The organism is Psychrosphaera haliotis (genome assembly GCF_009728465.1).
In the GTDB taxonomy this organism is placed as follows: domain Bacteria; phylum Pseudomonadota; class Gammaproteobacteria; order Enterobacterales; family Alteromonadaceae; genus Psychrosphaera; species Psychrosphaera haliotis.
In genome coordinates this window covers 217,981-241,989 of record NZ_WOCD01000001.1, presented here as the reverse complement: position 1 = coordinate 241,989, position 24,009 = coordinate 217,981, and the positions used below count along the sequence as shown (strand labels likewise).

The 24,009-nt window shown below is 38.6% G+C and carries 18 protein-coding genes; 10 read left to right on the top strand and 8 right to left on the bottom strand.

The window, feature by feature from the left end; all coding sequences use genetic code 11:
* Nucleotides 1-16 precede the first annotated feature (16 nt).
* From GNP35_RS01080 to GNP35_RS01055, 6 genes are all read left to right on the top strand, one after another.
* Nucleotides 17-433 (top strand): hypothetical protein, encoded by a 417-nt coding sequence (locus GNP35_RS01080; RefSeq protein WP_196492366.1) that lies wholly within the window; start codon nucleotides 17-19, stop codon nucleotides 431-433.
* A gap of 90 nt (nucleotides 434-523) precedes the next feature.
* Nucleotides 524-1,894, top strand: a complete 1,371-nt coding sequence (locus GNP35_RS16180; protein ID WP_155693720.1) for a TolC family protein — start codon at nucleotides 524-526, stop codon at nucleotides 1,892-1,894.
* Nucleotides 1,891-3,189 (top strand): efflux RND transporter periplasmic adaptor subunit, encoded by a 1,299-nt coding sequence (locus tag GNP35_RS01070; RefSeq protein WP_155693718.1) that lies wholly within the window; start codon nucleotides 1,891-1,893, stop codon nucleotides 3,187-3,189. The genes GNP35_RS16180 and GNP35_RS01070 overlap by 4 nt, the downstream gene beginning before the upstream one ends.
* The gene (locus GNP35_RS01065; protein ID WP_155693716.1) at nucleotides 3,182-6,289 is read left to right on the top strand and encodes an efflux RND transporter permease subunit; all 3,108 of its coding nucleotides are present in this window, start codon (nucleotides 3,182-3,184) and stop codon (nucleotides 6,287-6,289) included. The genes GNP35_RS01070 and GNP35_RS01065 overlap by 8 nt, the downstream gene beginning before the upstream one ends.
* A 167-nt stretch (nucleotides 6,290-6,456) precedes the next feature.
* Nucleotides 6,457-7,023: an elongation factor P-like protein EfpL gene (gene efpL, locus GNP35_RS01060; protein WP_155693714.1), complete on the top strand. Its 567-nt coding sequence runs from the start codon at nucleotides 6,457-6,459 to the stop codon at nucleotides 7,021-7,023.
* A gap of 252 nt (nucleotides 7,024-7,275) precedes the next feature.
* Nucleotides 7,276-7,686 carry a DUF3293 domain-containing protein gene (locus tag GNP35_RS01055; protein ID WP_155693712.1) on the top strand — a complete coding sequence of 137 codons (411 nt, stop codon included), beginning with the start codon at nucleotides 7,276-7,278 and terminating at the stop codon, nucleotides 7,684-7,686.
* Nucleotides 7,687-7,764: 78 nt separating this feature from the next.
* Here GNP35_RS01055 and fabR read toward each other — a convergent pair whose 3' ends face one another.
* A complete protein-coding gene (gene fabR / locus GNP35_RS01050) occupies nucleotides 7,765-8,379 on the bottom strand; it encodes an HTH-type transcriptional repressor FabR (RefSeq protein WP_196492365.1) in 615 nt (204 codons plus the stop codon).
* A gap of 189 nt (nucleotides 8,380-8,568) precedes the next feature.
* Between fabR and GNP35_RS01045 the strand changes: the two genes are divergently transcribed.
* The 4 genes from GNP35_RS01045 (at nucleotide 8,569) to GNP35_RS01030 (ending at nucleotide 14,154) form a co-directional block, all read left to right on the top strand.
* The gene (locus GNP35_RS01045; protein ID WP_155693708.1) at nucleotides 8,569-9,573 is read left to right on the top strand and encodes a flavin reductase family protein; all 1,005 of its coding nucleotides are present in this window, start codon (nucleotides 8,569-8,571) and stop codon (nucleotides 9,571-9,573) included.
* Nucleotides 9,570-10,595, top strand: coding sequence for a fatty acid desaturase family protein (locus GNP35_RS01040; RefSeq protein ID WP_155693706.1), 1,026 nt, complete (start codon nucleotides 9,570-9,572; stop codon nucleotides 10,593-10,595). The genes GNP35_RS01045 and GNP35_RS01040 overlap by 4 nt, the downstream gene beginning before the upstream one ends.
* A 171-nt stretch (nucleotides 10,596-10,766) precedes the next feature.
* Nucleotides 10,767-11,969 carry a sugar ABC transporter substrate-binding protein gene (locus tag GNP35_RS01035; protein WP_155693704.1) on the top strand — a complete coding sequence of 401 codons (1,203 nt, stop codon included), beginning with the start codon at nucleotides 10,767-10,769 and terminating at the stop codon, nucleotides 11,967-11,969.
* Entirely contained in the window at nucleotides 11,962-14,154 is a 2,193-nt protein-coding gene (locus GNP35_RS01030) for an ATP-binding protein (RefSeq protein ID WP_196492364.1), read from the top strand. Before GNP35_RS01035 ends, GNP35_RS01030 begins: the two co-directional genes overlap by 8 nt.
* Here the strand turns inward: GNP35_RS01030 and GNP35_RS01025 are convergent.
* The 7 genes from GNP35_RS01025 to GNP35_RS00995 all read right to left on the bottom strand — a co-directional run bounded on the left by GNP35_RS01025 (nucleotide 14,151) and on the right by GNP35_RS00995 (nucleotide 23,937).
* Complete coding sequence (locus GNP35_RS01025; protein ID WP_155693700.1) at nucleotides 14,151-14,999, bottom strand: hypothetical protein; 849 nt, start codon at nucleotides 14,997-14,999, stop codon at nucleotides 14,151-14,153. The genes GNP35_RS01030 and GNP35_RS01025 overlap by 4 nt on opposite strands.
* Complete coding sequence (locus GNP35_RS01020) at nucleotides 14,999-15,382, bottom strand: GntR family transcriptional regulator (protein WP_155693698.1); 384 nt, start codon at nucleotides 15,380-15,382, stop codon at nucleotides 14,999-15,001. The genes GNP35_RS01025 and GNP35_RS01020 overlap by 1 nt, the downstream gene beginning before the upstream one ends.
* A gap of 242 nt (nucleotides 15,383-15,624) precedes the next feature.
* Complete coding sequence (locus tag GNP35_RS01015; protein ID WP_155693696.1) at nucleotides 15,625-16,677, bottom strand: aldo/keto reductase; 1,053 nt, start codon at nucleotides 16,675-16,677, stop codon at nucleotides 15,625-15,627.
* Nucleotides 16,678-16,689: 12 nt separating this feature from the next.
* Nucleotides 16,690-17,364, bottom strand: coding sequence for a nitroreductase family protein (locus GNP35_RS01010; protein WP_155693694.1), 675 nt, complete (start codon nucleotides 17,362-17,364; stop codon nucleotides 16,690-16,692).
* A gap of 83 nt (nucleotides 17,365-17,447) precedes the next feature.
* Nucleotides 17,448-20,651 carry a hypothetical protein gene (locus GNP35_RS01005; RefSeq protein ID WP_155693693.1) on the bottom strand — a complete coding sequence of 1,068 codons (3,204 nt, stop codon included), beginning with the start codon at nucleotides 20,649-20,651 and terminating at the stop codon, nucleotides 17,448-17,450.
* A gap of 41 nt (nucleotides 20,652-20,692) precedes the next feature.
* Complete coding sequence (locus tag GNP35_RS01000) at nucleotides 20,693-22,369, bottom strand: monovalent cation:proton antiporter-2 (CPA2) family protein (protein ID WP_155693691.1); 1,677 nt, start codon at nucleotides 22,367-22,369, stop codon at nucleotides 20,693-20,695.
* A 137-nt stretch (nucleotides 22,370-22,506) separates the two neighbouring features.
* Nucleotides 22,507-23,937 (bottom strand): DEAD/DEAH box helicase, encoded by a 1,431-nt coding sequence (locus GNP35_RS00995; RefSeq protein ID WP_155693689.1) that lies wholly within the window; start codon nucleotides 23,935-23,937, stop codon nucleotides 22,507-22,509.
* Between the last annotated feature and the right edge of the window lie 72 nt (nucleotides 23,938-24,009).

Below are 24,009 nucleotides of genomic sequence, written 5' to 3'. Positions count from 1 at the left end.
AAGTAACTAAAATATCATGGTATTGACGCAAAAAGTTGTACTCGCATTAACATTACTGGTTGTCCTATTAGGTCAATCTTTTAGTGTTGCGTCAATGCCAATGAGTAATTGCACTCACATGAGTAACAACTCTCATAGTGCCCACTCTCTCGCTAGCGCAGAACATAATACTCCAACTCGTATCGAGTCACTTGGCAGCCAACAACATCCCAACATGTCTCACGCTATGATGGATAGCGACAGTAATGAAATGATGGACTGTTGTGACGCAAAGTGCGAATGCCCACAAAATAGTTGTCACAACGCCAGCTACCTGCTGAATTCTTTACGAGTTATAAAACGTCTACACAGCTCTTATCGCGTAGACAGTTTATTGGATAATACCGCTATCGCCCACATCAAAGGTCTATACCGCCCACCGATGACTGCCTAACCTAGGGTAGATCTGTCTTTTACCGCCAGTTTATGCGCGGCATTTTAATATTTTGGCCTTTAGGCCGTTAAAATTTCAGTGGAGAACACTGTGAATATTCAATTTAGCTTTGCTAAAAATAAGCACAAAATAATTGTATTTTGCCTATTCCTATTGGTATCCCATAGGGGCTATACAAATGATAACGTTAAAACGAAAGCTGATGAACAACGTTGGACACCTGCGCTCACGTTGCAACAAGTAATGACGATGGCCGTAGACAATGATTATTTATTAAAACAGCATCAATATCATCAACAAGCTGAACTGCACTTGGCTAAAGCTGCCTTGAGTTATGACAATCCCAAAGTGTCGTTAAGTATTTTAAATTTGCCAACCGATTCTTGGTCGTTGAATCAAGAGGCCATGACGCAGTTAAAAGTGGGAGTATCGCAATCAATTCCGCGAGGCGACTCGTTAGAGCTGAAGGAAGTTGTGCATGGGTTAAATGCGCAACAGCACGAAATGCTGGAATTCAATCAGGTGGCGCTGTTAAATCTCAGGGTACTTAATCTTTGGTTTGACTACCACTTAGTAGTTAAAAAGATTGCGGTTGTTAACACAAATAAAACGACCTTAGATCAACTGTTAAATACAATAACCAGTCGATACCAAACGACCGTTAAAGGTTCGCGTCAACAAGATTACCTTGCGATGAAACTTAAACGGTTGGCGTTGATAGATCAAAATTTGAAATTGAATGCAGATCTTTCTTCCTTGACTAGCCAACTAAATGGCTTAATTGGTCGCAGTGGTGAATCAACAATAAAGTTATCACCCTTTAGGGCTCAAGGTTATCCTGAGCTTGAAAGCTTAGTTGAAGAACACGGATTATATAAGCTGGTTTGGAATGAACAAATATTATCCAAAAAGGTCGATCGTCACCCACTTGTCTTAAATCAAGAGTTCCAAGTACAACGCGCAGCATCCAATGTTGAATTAGCGAAGCAACAATACAAACCACAATGGAACGTTAACGCCAGTTATGCATTCAGGGATAGCAATGAAAGCCACCTAACGCGATCTGACTTTTTTTCTGTTGGATTGACATTTGACGTCCCTCTTTTTTCTACCAATAAACAAGACCGTATGGTTCACGCTGAAAAGTCTGTTGTAGAAGCAAATAGAACCAAGTATTTGCTGAGCATACAAAATCTAACAAATGAACTTACCGTTCAGTGGCAAAAGTTACAGCGGTTAAACGAAAGACATACTCTTTATCAGCAGTCACTGATGCTTGTTTCTTCTCAACAACACGAAGCGTTAATGCTGGATTACAGTAATGATACGGGAGAGTTGCTATCAGTATTAGATGCTCGAATAGCGGAAAATAATATTAAGCTTTCTGCCTTTGAAGTTGAAATTGAAAGGCTAAAAACATTAGCAAAAATACAGTATTTATTAGCTGGAGAAAAATCATGAGCCGTTTAAACCAAGGTAAGCTAGTATCTGCCAGCTCACTTGTCTTTATAAGTTTAGTGAGCGCTCTGGTAGGTGCTTTTATGTATGCATACTTCTTTAGCGCAGAGCACAAAACAATGCCAACTGAAGAGGCCGCTAATACAGAGGAAAAAGTAGGCACTAATGAACCACTATATTGGGTGGCGCCAATGGATGATAATTATCGACGTAGTAAACCAGGTAAGTCGCCAATGGGCATGGATTTAGTACCGGTTTATGCAAAACCTGACTCGTCTAAAGGCTTGGTCAGAATATCGTCTTCAGTAATAAACAATTTAGGTATAAAAAAAGCTCAAGTAATAAAAGGACCGCTAGTTAAAGAAATTAAAGCATTAGGACTAGTCAAATTTAATGAAGATACAATGACTCATATTCATCCTCGAGTAGAAGGGTGGATTGAATCACTTTATGTAACCACTAATGGGCAAACCGTAAAAAAAGGGCAACCGCTATATCAACTTTATTCGCCTCAATTAGTGAATGCGCAGCAAGAATTTTTATTGGCACAACAACAAAACAACACAAGATTAGTAGAGGCTGCTCGAACAAGGCTATTGGCTTTAAACTTTAATGAACGTGCAATAGAAAAGTTAACGCAAGAACAAAAAGCACAGCAATATGTCACGTTTTATGCGCCTATGGACGGAGTAGTTGATGGGCTTCAGGTTCAGAGTGGTTTTTATGTTAGGCCCGGGACAACGTTAATGCGTCTAGCGCAATTGGATGAAGTCTGGGTTGAAGCAGAAATATACGCAGTGGATACAGAACGGGTCAAAGTGGGACAATATGTTGCAGTGTCTGTGGATTATGAGCCTGGACGAATTTGGCGCGGACAAATAGATTTTATATACCCGACATTAAACAAAAAAACAAAAAGTTTGACGGTTAGAGTAAAGCTGAGCAATAAGATGGGCTTTTTAAAACCTAACATGTACGCAACGGTAAACGTAGATCTTGAAGACAAGGAACAAAGGGTTTTGGTACCAAAATCTGCCGTAATCAGAACCGGATCGCAAAATCGCGTTGTATTGGCCGTGGCTGATGAACAGTTTAAATCGGTCGAAGTTTTGCTCGGCCAACAAAATCAACAATACATAGAGGTTTTATTTGGACTAGAACCGCACGATATTGTGGTTGTATCAGGTCAATTTTTGATTGATTCAGAGTCAAGCAAGTCGTCAGACTTTGAACGAATGGTACCTGTATCGAAGGGTAAACCAGAAAGCGTTATGGAAATGGAGTTGGGTGATGATTAAACAGATTATTCATTGGTCAATCAACAACCGACCACTTGTTTTATTAATGGCCTTATTTATTGTAGCGTCAGGGCTATATTCAATTAAACATACAGCAGTAGACGCCATTCCAGACCTGTCTGACGTACAAGTCATTGTAAAAACAAGCTATCCGGGACAATCCCCGCAAGTGGTTCAAAATCAAGTTACTTTCCCAATTACAAGTGCCATGCTGGCAGTACCGGGTGCGAAAACAGTAAGAGGTTTTTCGTTTTTTGGCGACTCCTTCGTTTACATTATTTTTGATGATAAAACCGATTTGTATTGGGCTCGTTCTCGTGTGTTGGAGTATTTATCACAAGTTGCTGCTGAATTGCCTGCTACCGCAACTTCTCAATTGGGGCCGGACGCCACTGGTGTCGGTTGGGTTTATCAATACGCTTTAGTGGATAAAACAGGTACGCGTGATCTTGCAGAGTTGACGTCAATACAAAACTGGTTTTTAAAGTACGAATTGCAGAGTGTTGCGGGTGTATCTGAAGTAGCAACTGTTGGTGGCATGGTAAAACAATACCAAGTTGAGATAACACCGGAAAAGTTAGATGCTTACAATATTCCTTTGAGCCACATCATTAGGGCGTTAAAACAAGGAAACCAAGAAGTAGGTGCGTCGGTCATAGAAATGGCGGAAGCAGAATATATGATCACCGCTTCTGGGTATATAAAACAGCGCTCTGACATAGAAAAAATGCCACTTGGAGTTCAAGTTCAAGGCGTACCTATTTTAATAAGAGATGTGGCTGAGGTTATCGAAGTGCCACTGATGAGACGCGGAGTTGCGGAGTTAAATGGCAATGGCGAGGTGGTTGGTGGCATTATTGTAATGCGATCAGGTGAAAACGCACAGCAAACTATAAGTGCGGTAAAAGAGCGTATTTCAACGCTATCCAAAGGTTTACCCCCTGGCGTAGAGATTGTTACCGTTTATGACCGCTCTAAATTAATAGGCTCTGCAGTAGACAATCTTTCATCTAAATTGCTCGAAGAATTTTTTGTTGTTGCACTAGTATGTGTCGTATTTTTATTCCATGTTAAATCGTCATTGGTGGCAATTATTAGTTTGCCTATCGGAATATTAGTTGCGTTTTCAATTATGCATTGGCAGGGAATTAACGCCAATATTATGTCTCTAGGGGGAATTGCTATTGCAATAGGGGCCATGATCGATGGCGCAATTGTTATGGTTGAGAACCTACATAAACACATGGAAAAAACACCAATTACGTCAGAAAACCGATGGCAAGTAGTTGCAGAGTCCGCTTCAGAGGTGGGCCCCGCATTATTTTTTAGCTTACTCATCATTACGGTTTCTTTTATTCCCGTTTTCACGTTAGAGGCTCAAGAGGGGCGCTTATTTTCACCATTAGCTTATACAAAAACTTATGCTATGGCTGCCTCAGCGGCCTTGGCGATTACTTTAGTACCAGTATTAATGGGCTACTTTGTACGAGGTAAGATCAAACCTGAGAATAAGAATCCAATAAATAGCCTTTTGAGTACGTTGTACAAACCTATATTGGGTCGTGTATTAAGCTACCCCAAAACTACTATTCTAGTTGCTTGTATTGCGATGGCTTTTGGGCTTTGGCCGATGGCTAAAATTGGTTCAGAGTTTATGCCAGAGCTCAACGAGGGAGATTTGATGTACATGCCAACCATGCATTCTGGTCTATCGATTGGCAAAGCAAGAGAAGTTCTACAGCAAACTGATAGGCTTATCAAGACAGTGCCAGAAGTTGAAACCGTTTTTGGAAAAGTAGGTAGGGCCGAAACTGCAACTGATCCTGCCCCATTAACAATGATCGAAACCATTATTCAGTTTAAGCCTAAGGATCAATGGCGAGAGGGTATATCAATGGACGACATTAAAAAAGAGCTGGCTGATAAGCTAAACCTACCAGGCATAACCAATGCTTGGGTAATGCCAATAAAAACAAGAATCGACATGCTGGCTACCGGAATTAAAACCCCAGTAGGGATAAAAATTGCAGGAAATAGCTTTGATGAAATAGAGTCTGTTGGTAAACAGCTTGAACAAACGTTACTAGAAGTCGATGGCACAACGTCGGTATATGCAGAACGGGTTTCTGGTGGAAGATATATAGATATATCAATAGATAGGGTTAAGGCTGCTAGATATAATTTAAACATCGCTCAGGTCCATGAAACTCTGGCTTTTGCAGTGGGTGGGAAGGTTGTTACTTATAGTGTTGAAGGGCAAGAAAGATATCCGGTTAATGTTCGTTTACAACAAGCGTATAGAGACTCACCAGAAGCGTTAATGTCATTACCAATTTTGTCAGAACAGAACGTTTTGTTGGGGGATATTGCAACCATAACGCTAACTGACGGTCCAGCTGGAATAAAAAGTGAGAATGCCCGCATTAACGGTTGGGTCTATGTTGATATTGATGGCGTGGATTTAGGGCAGTACGTTGAAAATGCTAAAGTACATGTTTCCGAAAAAGTGGAGTTGCAAGCTGGCGTTTCAATGACTTGGGCAGGACAATATGAATATATGTTAAGAGCACAGCAAAAATTAATGTATGTTGCGCCAATGACCCTTGCCATTATCTTACTGTTACTTTATTTGAATTTTAAGTCTTGGTTTGAGGTCAGCGTAATAATGTTAACTATTCCATTTGCCCTCACTGGTGGCGTTTGGTTTATGTACTTTAATAATTATGAGTTCTCCGTCGCATCGGCGGTGGGTTTTATAGCCTTGGCCGGGGTTGCAGTTGAGATTGGCGTTATTATGTTGATGTATTTAAATAAAAATATGAACCAGAGTAATAAACTAACGAATAGCCAAATTAAGTGGAATATTATTCAAAGTGCTTCGGCGAGACTCAGACCTGTCATAATGACTGCAACTGCAATTATACTGGGGTTATTGCCAATTTATTTAGGTGAAGGAACTGGTTCTGAAATTATGACCCGAATAGCAGCGCCAATGATTGGTGGGATGACATCTACCGTAATTCTGACATTATTGGTTTTACCTTGTATTTATATGATTAAATTTTCTTCGTCTGTAGAAGGAGAGAAGTATGACAAATAGACAGACTTTATAAGGTTTTGTTTCTCTAACGGAAAATATTACAATGTGTTTGGCAGGGGGCTATATGTTGTTTCTAATGTAAAAACGAAACATTTTTGCAAAAAACAGCATAGACAGTTAAAGTCCCTGCCAAATAAAAAGTATAAATGCGTTATCAGGAGCGAGACATGCCTAAGGCAAGTGATGTAAAAAAGAATGCTGCAATTGAACATAATGGCCGAGTAGTATTAATAAAAGATATTGAACGTTCAGTACCACAAGGTCGAGCCGGTGGCAGTCTATATAGAATGCGTATGTACGATGTAGTTACGGGAGCCAAAATTGATGAAACGTTTAAAGATTCAGATATGTTAAATGCAGCTGACTTTTCGCGTCGCAATGTTATGTTTTCGTATACAGATGGTAATGAATATGTGTTTATGGATAATGAAGACTATACGCCTTATCACTTAAACAAAGAGACCATTGAAGAGCAATTACAGTTTATCAATGAAGAGACTCAAGGCCTACAAGTACTAATTATTGCTGACGTTGCAGCGACGGTTGAAGTACCGATGACGGTAGAGCTAGAAATAACCGAAACAGCGCCAGCGCTAAAAGGTGGTTCAGCTACAGCGCGTACTAAACCAGCTACGTTAACTACAGGTGTTGTAGTGCAAGTCCCAGAGCATATCTCAACGGGTGATCGCATTAAGATTAATACTGAAGAGCTAAAGTTTGTCAGCCGAGCATAACGCTTACAGGTTTGTTTAATAACAAACCTTACTTACACAATTAGCACAAAGCGTTAATCAAAAGTAATAAAGTCACTACCAGCCTGTTTGATATAGAGAATATTTAGCGTTGCTAATCACTCTTTATTGGACGGGTTTTTTTATGTCTGAAATTTACAATTTGTGCAAATTGCATTGTCCAAAATTTACATTCTAGTCTAATGTGAATATTGATAGAGCAAAAATGTTGTGTTGGTAAAGTATGGAGTTGGAATGTCACTTGAATCTTCTGAACTAATTAATTTATATAGCGAAACCGTATTTTGTTTTACTGGAGAAGCGAGCGAAATACCAAACCCTTGTGCCATCATTACTGCTTACAATCCAAAAAGTAAGTTGTTCAGTGATAAACATAATAAAACCGCTAATGATGCATTAGAACAAGACATATCAGAAGTTTATTATTTACCTGTAGATGGAGCATCAATAGATAAAACCCATCAAGAGCCTAGTTTTATGGTGCAAATTTCAAAACCGGCTGCAGTGGGGTTAGCCGAAAAATATAATCAAAATGCAATTTATTGGCTAGAAGGAGATGATTTGCATATTGTTCCGGTTTTGATGGAAGGCGATGAAATTTCTATCGGTTCATTTCAGCGTCGAGTTCAGTCTAATGATTACTGACAAATTGGATCAATCATTATCTAGTTACTAATTAAAAAGAAAGCTAATTAAAAGTAATATAATAGAAAAGTAAGTTAATTATTCAGTTTTGGCACTTGATGCGCCTTTCAAAATAAACTTAACCATCAAAACGGTTTCTTCAGTGGTTTTCTTTAAATCTGATTCTGGAGAGTTTAACGCAATACCACCCATGGCGAATACTAATTGAGTGACGGCTTTAGCAACAACTAGAGTTTCATCCGTTTGATAACGCTTCGATATTGCATTAGCTTTTTCTAAATCCGTTTGTAACTCATGAGCAAAAAAGTCTAATTGCTTTTTTATAGCATCTTGAAAATCACCAGAACCAACGGTGCCCTCACGTAACAAAATAGGTAAGGTTGAACCAGGTTTTGACATTTCACTAAAAAAACATTCAACAGAAACCCGAACTACAGAACGTTCATTAATGATAAGCGTTCTGGCATCACGAATGATTGTTCTTAAGTGTTTACCGGCTAATTCTATAATTGCGATATTTAACGCTTCAACGTCTTTAAAGTGACGATAGAAGCTATTTGGAGCAATACCCGCTTCTCTTGTTACTTCACGCAAACTTAAAGAAGAAATACTACGATGCGGACCTACTAAATTGAGGGCAGCACTAATTATTTCTTGGCTATTTATTGAGGCTTTTCTTCCAACTGTTTTCACATTCAAACTATCTTAATTGGATAATATTAGTATTTTTCCACACTAGCGCCAAAGATACTAGTCGCGGCCTTAAACTTATTAAAAGACATTCATAAATACATATTTATATACACATTGGTATACACTTGTATATTAATGTGTATAATCTGAACTTCAATTTAAGAATACTGTGTATTTAAGGTGTATTTTGTGAAACAAACAGTAACTAAAATGTTTAAAAGCGTGTGCTTGCCACAAGCCCTCGATTTTTGGTTTAAACAGTTGAATATCAATTATCAAACCAATACTCCAACGGTTAAAGTCGTAGGTAAAACCATTCTTAATGATGTTGTAAAACTAGTTTTGAAACCAAGCAAAGCGTTTGGAGAGTTTGTAGCTGGGCAGCATATAAGGCTAAAAGTTGAAATAGACGGTATTGGCGAGGAACGTTGCTATTCAATTGCAAACCTACCTAATAGCAAAGGCTTAGTCGAATTATTTATAAAAACACAGGGCAAAGTTAGTAATGCTATCAAGCAAACTCTTAAAGTAGGTACCGTTTTAGATGTTTCTAGACCCTTTGGTCAAAACCATAAAGAAAAATTTGATGCTTATATTGCCGGTGGTATTGGTATTACCGCAATGTGGCCTCTGTTCAAGGCTAGAAATAGTGATACTGCTACGTTACTTTACCTAACAAGAAATGGCGAAGAAGAATCATCAGCACCATTATTAAATGAAATATTAACATCTAAGTTTTATAAAAATGGTCAAGTTAAGATACACGATGGACGAACATTCTTATCTACGCTTAACAATGTAAAACTGTTTTTTACAGATAAAAACAATGCAATTTCATGTGGTTCGGATCGTTTTAACAAAGCCATGTCTGCACATATTAGTGACTTAGAAACTAATGTTGATTTGACCTTAGAAAGCTTTAAAACAACGAAAACCGCATTAGTAAGCACTGAAATTAAAACGGATATCAATGTAAAGCTAATTAACTCTGATCAAGTCATTGTTGTGGATAATAAAACAACATTGTTAGACAGTTTGTTAAATGCCGGAATTAAAGCTAAACACGGCTGTAAACAAGGTATTTGCCATGAATGTACGTGTCGCGTTTCGGCCGCATCATTGTTAAACGACGTAAATAAAACGATTCAACTTTGTACTACGTTCCCAAGCCAGGATTTGGAGCTAGAGCTATGAATTTTGAATTATTAGAAAAAGAAATTAATCAGGTTAAAGAAGAAACAATGGCGAAAGTAGGAGCAGAAGACGCTCGTTATATTCGTCGTATTGAAAAAGTAGTCAGGTACAGTGGCGCAGCTGGACGAGTTTGCTTAATGCTTTCGTGGTTTCCTCCATTTTGGATTATCGGTACGGTATTATTGTCGATAAGTAAAATAATGGAGAATATGGAATTAGGTCATAATGTGATCCACGGTCAATACAACTTTATGAATGATGAGCGTTTTAATGGCTCTACATATGAGTGGGATATTGCTGGTACATCTGATAACTGGAGAAAGACGCACAACTATAGCCACCACACCTATACTAATGTTAAGGGCATGGACCATGACATTGGCTATTCGATTTTACGAATATTTAAGGAACAGAAGTGGAATCCGGTGTATTTATTTCAACCTATTTACGCTGTTATTTTTGCTGTTCTTTTCCAATGGGGCGTTGCATTACAAAACCTTAGATTAGGACGATTGTTCATTAAAAAGGTACCTCTAAAAGAGTTTATTAATGAAGACAAACAAGCTTATACAAAAATGGGTAAGCAATTGTTTAAAGATTATATCTTCTTCCCAATTATAGCTGGACCTATGTTTATTCCTGTAATTCTAGGTAATTTCACCGCTAATATTGTACGAAGCTTGTGGACTTATTTAATCATTTTTTGTGGCCACTTCACTAAAGATGTTCATATTTTTGACAGGTCAGTTATAAAGAATGAATCAAAAGGGCATTGGTATTATCGCCAAATCATGGGCTCATCTAATATTAAGGGCGGTAAAGTATTTCATATATTAAGTGGAAACTTGAGTCATCAAATAGAGCACCATTTATTCCCAACGATGCCATCTTATCGATATGCCGAAGTTGCCCCTAAAATAAAAGAAATTTGTAAACGACACGGAATTCAATATAACAACGGTAATATCTTTAAACAGTTTGGCCAAGTTGTTGGTCGGATTGTCAGATATAGTCTTCCGTAAGATAGTTAAATAGACCTAAGAGAAAGCCACAGTTTGTGGCTTTTTATTTTTAATGCCAAGTTTTAACACCCAGTTTTAATACTATATTTTTGGGTCCTTATCGCCTATAAATGGATAAATACCTATTCATTTCCTATAGTTTAGTCTCAATGTTTTTGTGAGGCTCAACGCTTGAAAAAAATCCTAATACACTTCCAACGCTCTGTACTATTTGCGATTTTTTTGTTTCTAGCTTCACTTAATAGTGCTTACGCAAAAGAAATATCACTTGCTTATAGTTTGGAAAACTATGACTTCACATTAATTTTTGATGAGTTTACTGCTCAAACGGGTATTAAAATCAAAGTCGCGTCATTTAAAAACAATGACCTTAAGTCTGAACTAATCCAACGAGCCAATATTAAAGAGTTACCCGATGCCGTTATTGTGCCATCGGACTTTACTGGTTTAGGTTCTATTAATGTCAGCACTATTTCTAAGGATTTAATTAACGCAGACATTCGCAAGGCCGCGATTAACTCAACACTTGTTGACAATAAAAGTAGAGGTATTCCCATTGTGTACGGTAATCACTTATTGTTGTATTACAATAAAAATATCATTGCTAATGCGGGCCAAACTTGGTCGGAAATACTACAGCAAGGTGGAAGTATTAACGAAGACCAAAACCTTATAGCGTGGAGTTATTTGGAGATGTATTGGTTTATCCCATTTTTGGGTACATTTGGCGAGTTTCCTTTTGTTGATAACCAGGTTTTGTTGAATACGAAAGGTATGGTTCAAGCGTTAAAATGGTATAAAAATCTGAGCGTTAGTAACATTGTTGATCTTGAGTGTGACTATGTTTGTTCTCAAAATCAATTTATGGCAGGCACCTTAGCTTATTCGATCAATGGCTCTTGGGCTTATGGTCAATACAAAAAAAGCCTAGGCGATTTTCTTGGGTTAGCTCTATTACCTAGGCTAGGTGATAAAGAAATGCAACCGTATTTTTCATCACATGTTCTTGCATTTCCCGGTAACGGATTACACGGACCCAAACAAAAAGAGCTAAGATTGTTAGCGACTTATTTTCAGTCGGAAAAGGTGCAAGAAATGATATGGGATACACTCAAGAGTATTCCTACCAATAGCAAAACCTTGGCCAAAATCATGTCGAAGGGCAATGCCGATTTTGATGTATTAATGACCCAGCTAGAACAATCTGAGCCTATGCCCAATGAAAAAAGTATGGCGATAGTTTGGGAGGCAATGCTAAAAGGAACTAATCGCTATTTAGCGGACGTGTTAGATGCAGAAGCCGCGGCTCGGTATATGCAGCATGTGGCGGAAAAATCTATTGGGCATGGTTCTGCTAGGAATGATAATGACTGATAGAATCAAAAGCCAAAATAAAAAAAGCGTACTTAAAGAAATTCAATTTAAGCTTTCATTCGCTACTTTAATTTTGATTTCGGTATGTGTTGTCATTTTCGGTTTGGAGTCTTATAAACAGAGTATTTCTTTAGCCAAAGAAGACGTAAAACAGCATAGTAGTTCTGTTGCTTTAGACTTGCAAAATGAACTAGCCAAACAAATATATGGCTTAAGCTCTTTAGCGGATAACAAAGTTTTAGCTGAGTTACCTACTAACCTTTTATATACACAATATGCCTTTAGAGAATTAAAACGAATCGTAAATGTGAATCCTCTAATTGACGCCGCATTTATTAGTGACGGCTCAGAGTTTGTAGTTGAAGGCTTTCCGTTAGAGGCGTTAAAGTTTGATAGAAGTACATTGTTACCTTATACAAAATCATTAATGCAAAGGAACAATACTGACTTTCAATTAGCACTATTTTATACGCCAGAAATTATTGATGTGGAAAGTGCTAGCACTGAGGGCAGTTTGTTTCTTTCTATTGCGCTTAGAAAGTCAAATGAGTCATTGATAGACCCCTACCAAACAACCGCTATTTTATATTTACTACTTAATCCTAATTACCTATTAATTAACGATAAAAGTACAAACTACAGCAACACTAAAGTTGTAGTAAATGGTGTTAACTGGTTTACAAAAAGTAATACTCACTTTGACAGTGATCTAACTTATACCTATTCAACATTTACCACTAAAAAAGACGGAGTGAACCTTGATATTCAAGTGGTTCATGATAAAAATTACTATACAACGTCAGTATTCAACTCCATCGCGTCATCGCTTTTCATTATTTTATTAACCTTTGTTTTACTGATTTTTTACATGATAAAGTTCTCAAAAAGACTAAGAAAGCCATTAAAAAACTTAGAAAAGGTAGCGAACTCGATTCAGAGTGGTCGATATATTGTTTGCGATATAGAGTCGGAGTTTTTAGAGTTTGATAGTGTTTTTAAGGCAATGGACCATATGTCTACAACAGTAAATCAACAGTTTCTGGATTTACAAAAGCAAAAATTAAAGGCAGAGGTTTCAGAACAAGCTAAAGGAAATTTCTTAGCAAACATGAGTCATGAAATACGAACCCCAATGAATGGAATTTTAGGTACTCTTCAAATTTTACAACGACAGTCTCTACCTTACGAATCTGAAGAGTTAGTTGAAAAAGGCATACTGTCTTCAAAAATGTTGCTGACTATTGTTAATGACATACTGGATTTTTCGAAAATTGAAGCGGGTAGATTAGCAATAGAAGTCATACCAATTAATGTTAGTAAGCTTGTGGAGTCAACAATCGCCGAGTTACAACCAGAAGCTGAATCTAAAGGTATATCTATAGAGTTAACGTTGGACAGTAGCTATCGAGAAGGGTGGTTGGGTGATCCTGTTAGGATTAAACAAATAGCGTTAAACCTACTTTCAAATGCGATTAAATTTACCGACAAAGGCGGTGTTTTTATAGATTTAAAAGTTGAGAATGAGCAGCTATTCTTAAAATGTCGAGATACAGGTATTGGTATGTCTAAAACAATCATCGGCAGTTTATTTTCTCGATTTGAACAAGCGGATAAGAGTACAACTAGAAAGTACGGTGGTACTGGTTTGGGAATGGCTATTACGAGCCAGCTGGTTTCGTTGATGGGCGGACAAATTAAAGTGGACAGTGTATTGACTAAAGGCACCACATTTAAACTACTGTTACCTTTAGCGCAAACTGACATGGAAAAACTAACGGTTGAACGGAAAACTAAAATTGGAACTCCTAGATTAAAAGGGAAGACGATTTTGTTAGCCGAAGATAATAAAATTAATCAAACTGTGTTCTTAGCGATGATGAAGCCTACACTTGCCAATATCGTTGTTGCTTTTGATGGTAAGGAAGCTGTGGAAAAGTTTAATGAGGTTAAACCGGACATTGTATTTATGGATATTCAAATGCCAATTATGGATGGCATTGAAGCTTGTGTAGAGATAAGGAAAATGGATAACCGCGTGCCGATTGTCGCGTTAACTGCCAATGTAATGAGCGAGGATGTCGCAAAATATATGGCTACTGGTTTTGTTGCTCATATTGGTAAACCGGTAGAGATCAATAAACTCTACCGGGAGTTGGATCATTATTTAATTGAAACTCTTAATTAAGCAGTTGAATGTGGAGGTGTTATGTCACTTGAACTAACAAACAGTTTGTTCACCATTACGTAGATAAGAACAAAGTAGAGACTTTGGATGACCAACGCATAGTCCCTAAGTTCAGCCCCTGCTAAAAGCAATGCGATAACTAAGTAGTAAATTGCTACGATCCAAATAGTGACGTTAATCTTAATTGCTCGAGCCTGGAAAATTCTCTTTTTATCTTCTCCTTTCACTTGTGATAAATTTTTTCCTTTAATGATGAGTGAAATAGCCACCACGTTAACTGTATCGAGAAAAATCACTCCAAGGTAGTTTACATAGCCCGCAAATCCATCAAAGGGGTGTAGTTGAAAGTACTGATTTACAGCAACAAATAGGATGTGACCTAAAATTAGAAGGGCAATGGAAAACTTAGGGATAAAGTCTTGCCAACGTCTTATAGTTAATGACGCCGTACGCTTTTTTGAGGCGTGGTCTTTGAGAAGTTTAAAGTAACGCTTATTAACAAAGATTAAGAAAAACAACGGTAATAGAGACATCAGGAATAACACCATAATACCGGATTGGTTATCCCAATTAAAAAGCTCTTGTTTATTAGTAAATGACGAATAAAGAAAATAGAAACTCGCACCAGCCATGCTAATAGACATCAATAAATAAAACCGCAATGCGTAGTCAATAACTTTAGAAGAGGAGGTGTAAAGTGCTGGGTGGTCCTCTTCAGTGTAGAAAGATAAATATTTGCCAAATTGGCTCTTTATTTTTAATGGAATAATTACTGTCGTCACGGAAATTTGCAGTGCAACGGCAATGTAAAACCAAACTATTGCTGGGTCGGATAGGTTCATCATTATTTCCCTTTTATCTGTTGAGACATTACTTTATTAAAAGCGATACGAATTTCAGAATCAGTCGCTCCACTGGTTTTAAGTATTGCTAGTAACGATGCCAACTGCTCATCAAGCCAATCCTCTAAGTCGAACTGACTATTAGAATAAGCATTAGGGTGGACAAACGTTCCCCTGTAGCCTTTCTTTTCGATAACATTATCTCGCTCTAGCAGGTCGTAAGCTTTCGCTACCGTCTTGGCATTAATATCTAGGTCGTTCGCTAATTGCCTAATTGAAGGCAACGCATCTCCTGGACCTATCGTTTTATCTAAAATTGCCTTTTTAATTTGGGCAACTAATTGACTAAACATAGGTTCGCGGCTGTCCATATCAATTGTAATCATGTAAACACCTTGGGTTACGTGTACCACTACCACAAGTGGTACATTAAGGTTACTACTTGTTCATTTAATGGTCAAGCTTAGGTGGAGGGTTTTTATCTAGTTTATTTGGTTGTGGTTGCTAAGCGGTTGAAAAACTTCTCATTTATTCTTTTTATTTAAAAGGCTAAACGTTTAATGACATTAGAGTATTGGCTATGGATTAGCGGTCGCAAGTTCATATTGAATAAACTTGCGACTATTTTTTAGAATGGAGCCGGGAATTGTTGAAAAGCTGAATCAATTTTCACCAATGCTTCTTCAGGAAGCTCAACGTTAAAAGCGTCAATGTTTTCATCTAATTGTTGCAACGTTGTTGCGCCAATAATTGTGGAGGTAACACCGTCTATTTGTTTACACCAAGCAAGTGCCAGTTGACTGGGTGTTAAATTAAACTGCTGCGCAATTAATTTATATTCGGCAATAGCAAGTTGACTATTTGGTGTGTCTCTAAAAAGGCCATTACGTTGTGTTAATGTCCATCGACTTCCCTCAGGCCTCATATTGTTTAAGTACTTACCGGATAATGCTCCGCCTGCAAGTGGCGACCACGGTAAATAAGCAATATCTTCATGAATACAGTTTTCAATTAAATAAGGCCAATCTTTGGCGTGTAACAAACTAAACTCATTTTGAATGGAAACCATTTTAGGTAAAGCGTACTTTTCACTTAGTTTTATATACTGGTTGATTCCCCAAGTAGTATCGTCAGATAGCCCGCAGTGTCTTATTTTACCGGCTTTAACACAGTCATTGAGTGCTTGTAATATAGTTAACATATTACTAACTTGTTTATCTTTATCAACGTCAGAAAACTTAACGGCATTAGGGCGGTGTTTAGAAAAGTGAGGTGACGTTCTATTTGGCCAATGAAGTTGGTATAAGTCGATGTAATCTGTTTGTAATCTCTTCAGTGAAGCATCTACCGACTTAATAATAGCGTCACCATCAATATCTGCAGATTTGCGGATCCAAGGTAAACCATTTCCCGCTATTTTCGTGGCTAATACAATGTCATTGCGCTTCTTTTTATTGGCACTTACGTAGTTGCCGATGATTTGCTCTGTATCACCGTACTTTTCGCCCGTAGGCGGTACAGGGTATAACTCTGCCGTATCAATGAAGTTAACGCCTCTAGACATGGCTTGTTCAATTTGTTGATTTGCGTCGGACTGGTTGTTTTGAACTCCCCATGTCATTGAGCCTAAACAAACTTCAGACACTTTTATGTCGCTGCTACCCAATTTATTATATTTCATTGTTAATCCTGACTATAAAAATGTTGCTATGCTTTCTAGTGACTTTTTAACGGTAGCATGATGCGGAATCGTTGCGTCTTCAGCTGGATAACCAACAACAAGTAACATAAATGGCCTCTCATTGTCTGGACGCTGACATATCTTAGTGAGGAATTGCATTGGTTTCGGGGTATGAGTGAGAGTTGCTAGGCCGCTATGGTGCAAGGCATTAATTAAGAAACCAGTGGCGAGACCAACGGATTCATGCACATAGTAATTTGTGTTCTGATCACCGGGCTTAATACCGCCTTTTTTTTGCGAAAAGACAGCGATTAACCAAGGGGCATGTTCTAAAAATGGCTTGTTAGCATCAGTACCTAAAGGTTTTAATGCTTCTAACCATTCGTCACCAGCTCTGCCTTCATAAAAGCCTTGTTCATGTATTTCTGCTTGTTCTCTTACTTGCCTTTTAATGTCAGCGTTATTAAGTGCAACAAAGTGCCAAGGCTGATGGTTTGCGCCACTTGGTGCGGTACCTGCCGCTTTAATACAGTTCTCTATGATTTCTTTTGGTACCGCTTTATCACTGAACTTTCTAATACTATGACGTCGTTTTATCTCGTCTAAATACTCTTCTGATCTTGCCAGCATTTGTTGTTCTGGAAAGGTAATAAAGTCAGTGAGTGGGTAATGCGCTTCTTCGCTCATGAGGGCTCCAAGCCAATAAAATATAAGCTTATTTAACTTTTATTTAGAGGCTTGTGCAAGCTTTTAATTAGCCCTGTAATTACTTAAGGCGCTACAATTTTTAGTCGGATGTCATGAGCAATATCTACAAAACCATCAGTCGCGATTACAGAGAGCAGAACCGTAGAGCCACCGGTGCCTGCTGCCGTTGCAATATGTATCCTGTTATTGGAAACAAATTGTTCAATTTGTGTAACGGAAACGCCAACCCCTATTTGTGTATTAACTGTAATGCCATCCACTACAGTTGTACTTACTGGGTTTGCACCTGATACGTTGCCAATGTTGATTTCCTTGATTGAAGCAACATCACCATCTGTCGGTGTGTCTTCATCGGTTATTTGTATATCAAATTGGTCGGTATAGTCCTCTAGCACTTGAGCTGAGTCTACTGAGTCGCCAAATATGGGGGCATTGTTTTGTAATAAAGCGGTGACAAGTAAGGTTTCTTCGGCATATGTCTGGCCATCAAATACGCGAAGCTTTAAAGGTTGATTGACCATGCTGATGCCTTTGTATGCTGCTTTTAATTGCAGAGAGTTTACATCTAGTCCTGCAATTTCAAGAGTATTTGGAATAGCGTTTCCATTATTAGCTAGCAACTCTACCGTGAAGTCTGCAGCATCATTATCTACATCACTAATATTCAGATTAATCCGAGTTATGTAGTCGTTCGTCAGTTCAATGCTGTTAGAAACCAGGCCTAAGGTAGGAGGATCATTTACAGGCATGACATTAAACTGAATCGTTTCGCTCACGCTCAGATTACTCGTGCTATCGTCGGTGGCAATGACTTCAATTGCATAGTTGGTAATAGAAGTGACATTATCTGGCACCACAATTTGCAAATAATTATCAAAAACGGTGACATTTAGGCTTAAAAAGTTTGATGTTCCACCATCTTGAACGCTGACCATTACGTTATCGCCATTCTGATCGTCAGTTATAAAATTAATGATGAGAGTTTCATCCTCGTCAACTTCGGGAACGAAGGCGTTAATGGTTAGTTCAGGTGGAGAGGGCGCAACAGGAACAATTACGGTAATGGTTTCTGATACCGTTATGAAGCCATCTGACGCTGTGGTAACTAAGGTCATCGTTTGTTGGAAAGTTGCACTAGCATCCAGACTCAGAGTTAATATACCTGTGTTTTGGTCGTAACTTTCCGTTAATAAACTATTGTTTGTGTAGCGAGTGATTTCCAACTCCGTTCCGTCGGGATCAAAATAATTCACCAACAGTGACTCTGACTGGCCAGGTGCAATTTCAATTGTAGATTGACTTAGGGTGATTTGTGGAGCTGAGTTATCTATCCTAATGATCAATGGCAGCTCTAATTCCGAAACCGCACCAAACTCATCTACTGCACGAATGATGAAACTGTCAGTAAACGGTTCGTCTAGATCAAAGGCTTCTATTGTTAATAAACCATCGGAATACTCTGCTGTCATTTTGCTAGAGTCATAAATCAATTGAGGCTCTAAACTACCTTCATCAATATCTTCAACCGACACTGCAACTTGCACTTGGCCCGTTTCAACAATATCTAGTGCTGTTGCATCAGCGGTAATGGCCGGCGGCGTATTTTTGTAGATAGTAAGTGAAACGGTTTCAACTCTTTCACTGCCAAATACGTCAGTAACAACAATATCAAATTCAGTATTTAAATCATCTGGTTGGGCAAGTAGGGCTGCAGTAATAGAGACTTGGTCGCCACTAATCTCTGATGTTAATATGCTCTCATCCGCCACAACAGCGATTGAGTATGGGTGGTCTTCAAAGTCTTCAATGACCACATCAAAAGACATTGTTTTACTTTCTAGCAATGGCGACAATAATGGTACTTCAATTAGAGGCGCCAAGTTTGGGTTGCCACCTAAAAAGCTGGTGAAATTATCTTTTATATATAAATGAAAAGTTAATTTAGATTCATAACCTGCATCATTGGCCGAAATTGTAACTTGTTCATACTGCAGTTCTGATACGTCATCTGAAAATACTGAAAAATAAGGTGGGTTATTGGTGATAGTGAAGTCGTCAGTGGTGCTTGAGAATGTTAAATCAACAAACTCCTTGTTGTTATCTGTTAAAACATAGGCAAATTGCGCAATTTTATCCGACTCTAATCCCGTCAGCTTTTTAATTAAGCTCAATGTTACATTTTCTTCAATTGACAGCACGGGGGCATCATTTTCATCAGCAGGTGTGTTACTTTGAGTCAACAGAATATCAATTTGATCAGTCAAATGGCCGTCACTCACTTCAAGAGTAACGGTTTCGGAATCACCCTCAAGGTTTTGATTCAGCGAGACAGTAAGTTCATATCCATATAGAGCTTTATTTACATGAGTTGTTACTGCTGAAGGAGCCGATATCACTCGATAAGAAATTCTATCGGAGTCAGGATCGTAAATATCGAAGTTGATTGTACTTGACTGGTAAAGGTTTAATTCTATAACTGGTTCAATGAGCGCGATTACAGGTGGCTCTACCGTTTCTAAGTCTCTATTCTTATTATAATAAATGATCTGAATTGGCTGCTCATTAATAACTCCATCTATTTCACTTACGGCTAATAGCTCTCCATATGTATCTTCCTCTGCTGGATCAGCAGATATGAGGTATTGGCTGCTGTCTTGTGACAGTTGGCCATTTAAATTTGCGGCGTTTAAATAGAAATTCTCTAAGACGTCACCATTTAACTCGTAGTTTCTGTTGAGATTAATAGTTACAACTTCATCTTCAAAAAGAGTGATGTAATCCGTCGGCCAAGTTACTTTGTAGTCGGTTGTATCCTCTTCGCCATCGCTATCACCATCATTGCCGCCGTCATTATCGTCTTCAGAAGAGTCAGACGCGGTAATTTGATATGAAACTGCAATGGACTCCGAAATACTATTGCTTGAAAATACGATTTCAAATTGCCCAGAGCCGATTTCATCGCCGGCAGAAAATAGAATAGCTTGGGCGTCTTCATCAATCGTAACTTCACCTAAATCTGGCTGAGTGTTGATAGAGGCAACAACTGCAATACCATCCGAATTTGTTACAACATAAGTAAGTTCAATCTCTTGTCCAGCAACAAGTGTTATTGATGCAGGGCTCACTTGCACGGCAAAGGTGTCGTTAGATACCTCGCCATCAGTTGACGTGCTATCACTTGAACCGCAACCACTGACAATAAGCAGTAAAATGATGCAAATTATTGGATAAACTAGACTGTACTTATTTCGAACCGAATACAACATGTTAACTACGCCCTCAATGAAAAGAGCATAAAAAATGCTCCTTATAGGTTATCGGTCATATTTCTAATTTTATTATAGTAATTTAATCGAAAAGCGGATAATAACTCCTGAATATCAGAGTCATCAACGTGATTCGCTTTTAAAGCGAGCTCTGTTAATTCCAAACTAGCCTCTACATTCTCAGATACCACATCGTTTGCTCCATGTTGCAGCAGTTCCAAACAATTATCACTGTTGTGGGCTCGCGCTATGATGTTTAGATCTGGAAAACGATGTCTTAAAGATTCAACCAACTCTAAAGCCGCATGGGTATCGTTTAAGGTAATTATAGCCAATTTAGCGTGATGTATGCCGGCGGAGTTGAGTAAATGAGATTGCGTGACATCACCATAAAACACTGGGTAATTATCTTGATATTTTTTTACTATCTCACTTGAACGGTCAAACGCGACATAACTGACGCCAGCTGTTTCAAGGATTGCTCCTATACTGCGACCAACGCGGCCAAAGCCAGCTAACACTACTGCGCATTCTGGAATCTCAGCTTCTGAAGGGCTTAGCTCTTGTTGTTGGTTATTAAATTTATTGGCAATAATAGCCAGTAGTGGCGTAATTAACATGCTGACTAAAACCACCAGCATAGCAATATTAAACTGATAAGCAGTCAACAAGTCAGCAGCAAATGCTAAGGAAAGTAAGACAAGGGCAAATTCACCACTTTGACCGAGTAGAAAACCAACGGCCGCTGATTTTTGCCAACTATGTCCAAATGATTTTGCTAATAGTGTAAGAACCGATGTTTTAATAGCCACGGTTAAAAGCATCAATGAAATAACAAGTACCGGCGACTCTAGTAAAACAGGTATATTTAAAGACATCCCCATAGAAATGAAAAACGCACCTAACAATAAACCTCTAAAGGGTTGTACTTCAGCTTTAATTTGATGACGATAAGCAGAATCAGAAATAAGCAGACCCGCTAAAAATGCGCCCATTGCCATTGAAAGCCCAGCAATCTCAGTTAAATAAGCGGTACCTAACACTATAAGCACAGCCGTAGCCGTAAATACTTCAGCATTAGCTGACTTAGCAACTCGATATAAAAGAGGGTTTAACAGGTATTTGCCCACCATGATGACGGCTACAATAATGCCAACTGACTGAAGCACCGCATAACCTATGCTGTGGCTTACCCCAGTAGATTCAGACAATAAAGGAATTAGGGCTAGTAACGGCACCACGGCTAAATCTTGCATGAGTAATACCGCGACGGAAGAGCGACCAAATTCAGTGTTGAGTGACTTTTGTTGAGTCAGTATTTGTAGCACAAAAGCTGTAGAAGAAAGCGATAGAGCGCAGCCAATTATTATCGCCGCTGGCCAATCTAAACCTAGTAAGAAGTGACTTATTAGAATGATAATTAAGCTTGTTAGTAACACTTGCAGTGAGCCCAAGCCAAAGACAAGACGCTTAATTTTCCATAAAAACGAGGGTTTCATTTCCATGCCAATAACAAATAGCAACAAAACCACACCAAATTCTGAAATATGGGCAATATGCGCAACGTCTGATATTAAACCTAAAACGGAGGGACCAATTAGTATGCCGGCCAATAAAAAGCCAGGTACGGCACCAAGACCTATGGCCTGACATAGCGGCACCATAAATACGGCCGCGAGGAGAAGGTAAATCATTTCTAAAATTAAAGGGTTATGCACTTAAACAGCTCCATTAAAGCATTTATTTAAGTGTAACCCTTAACTATTCATCAGACAAAAATATAGATAAAAATTTACTGATCTATATCAATGCAAATACAAACTTAACGTTTAACTTATAAACTTTAGCTTACAGCTTAACCGTTATTATTAGTATTTCGATTTGCTGGCTTTCGAGCCGGCTTGTTGCCAGGACGACTATTAGGCTTACCGGTTGGTTTAGCACCAGAACGTGAACCAGGCTTACCATTTGGCTTTGCGCCTGAACGGTTATGTGAGTTACCTTTTGAACCGCTGTTTCTGTTGTCGTTATTACCTGAGCTGTTGCTTCGACGTTGCGGCTTTTTATCTTGCGCATCATCGTCTCGTAATGACTTATTCTTTTTCGGCTTTTTCTTTTTAGGAGCTCGAATCTCTTTGGCCGGCGGTAAGGTCATTTGAGGAACAAAATCTTCATCGATAGAGCGTTCAATGTGCTTTTGGATAAGTTGTTCAATGTCCGTTAAGCTCTTGAACTCATCAGCAGAAACTAATGAAACAGCTTTACCTTCAGCGCCTGCACGACCTGTACGACCAATACGGTGTACATAGTCTTCAGCAACTTGTGGTAGGTCGTAGTTTACAACCTGTGGTAATTGCTCAATGTCTAAGCCACGTGCAGCAATATCAGTTGCCACTAAAACTCGGATAGATTTGTCTTTAAAATTTGCTAGCGCTTTAGTACGAGCTGCTTGACTCTTATTGCCATGAATAGCCGCTGCAGTAATACCTTTTGAGTCTAGATTTTTAGCAAGCCTATTAGCACCATGTTTAGTGCGAGAGAAAACCAGAACTTGTTGCCAGTCATTCTTTTTAATTAACTTAATCAACAGTCTTGCTTTAAAGCTTTGATCTACGCTATACAGAGTTTGTTCAACACTTGTTGTTGTTGAATTAGCAGGGGAAACAGAGATATGAACTGGGTTGTTCATTAGCCCTTGTGCTAAGTCTTTAATGTCATCAGAAAACGTTGCTGAAAACATTAAGTTTTGACGTTTAATTGGTAATAATCGCAAGATCTTTTTGATATCGTGAATAAAGCCCATATCTAACATACGGTCAGCTTCATCTAGTACAAGCACTTCTAATTGATCAAACTTAACCGCGTTTTGGCTGTATAAGTCCATTAAGCGTCCTGGTGTTGCGATAAGAATATCGACACCTTTACGTAACGCAATCATTTGAGGATTGATTTTTACGCCACCAAAAACAACGGCAGAACGAAGCGGTAGGTTCTTACCATAGGTTTCTACACTAGCGGCTACTTGGGCAGCGAGTTCACGCGTTGGTGTTAGAACAAGCGCACGAACTTGATTTGATTTTGCACGTGGACCTTTGGATAATCGCTCTAATAAAGGGAGTGTAAAGCCTGCAGTCTTGCCGGTACCCGTTTGTGCAGCGGCCATTACATCTTGGCCTTCTAAAACTGCAGGAATTGCTTGGGCTTGAATAGGAGAAGGGCTAGTATAGCCCTGATCGTTGATCGCACTCAACAATGCGTCGGAAAGACCTAGGTCGGTAAATTGCATTAACACTCACTTTAAGAAAATTAGGATTTGCTCACGGCAAAAGGCGCTGAAGACTACCTGAAAACCGTGATT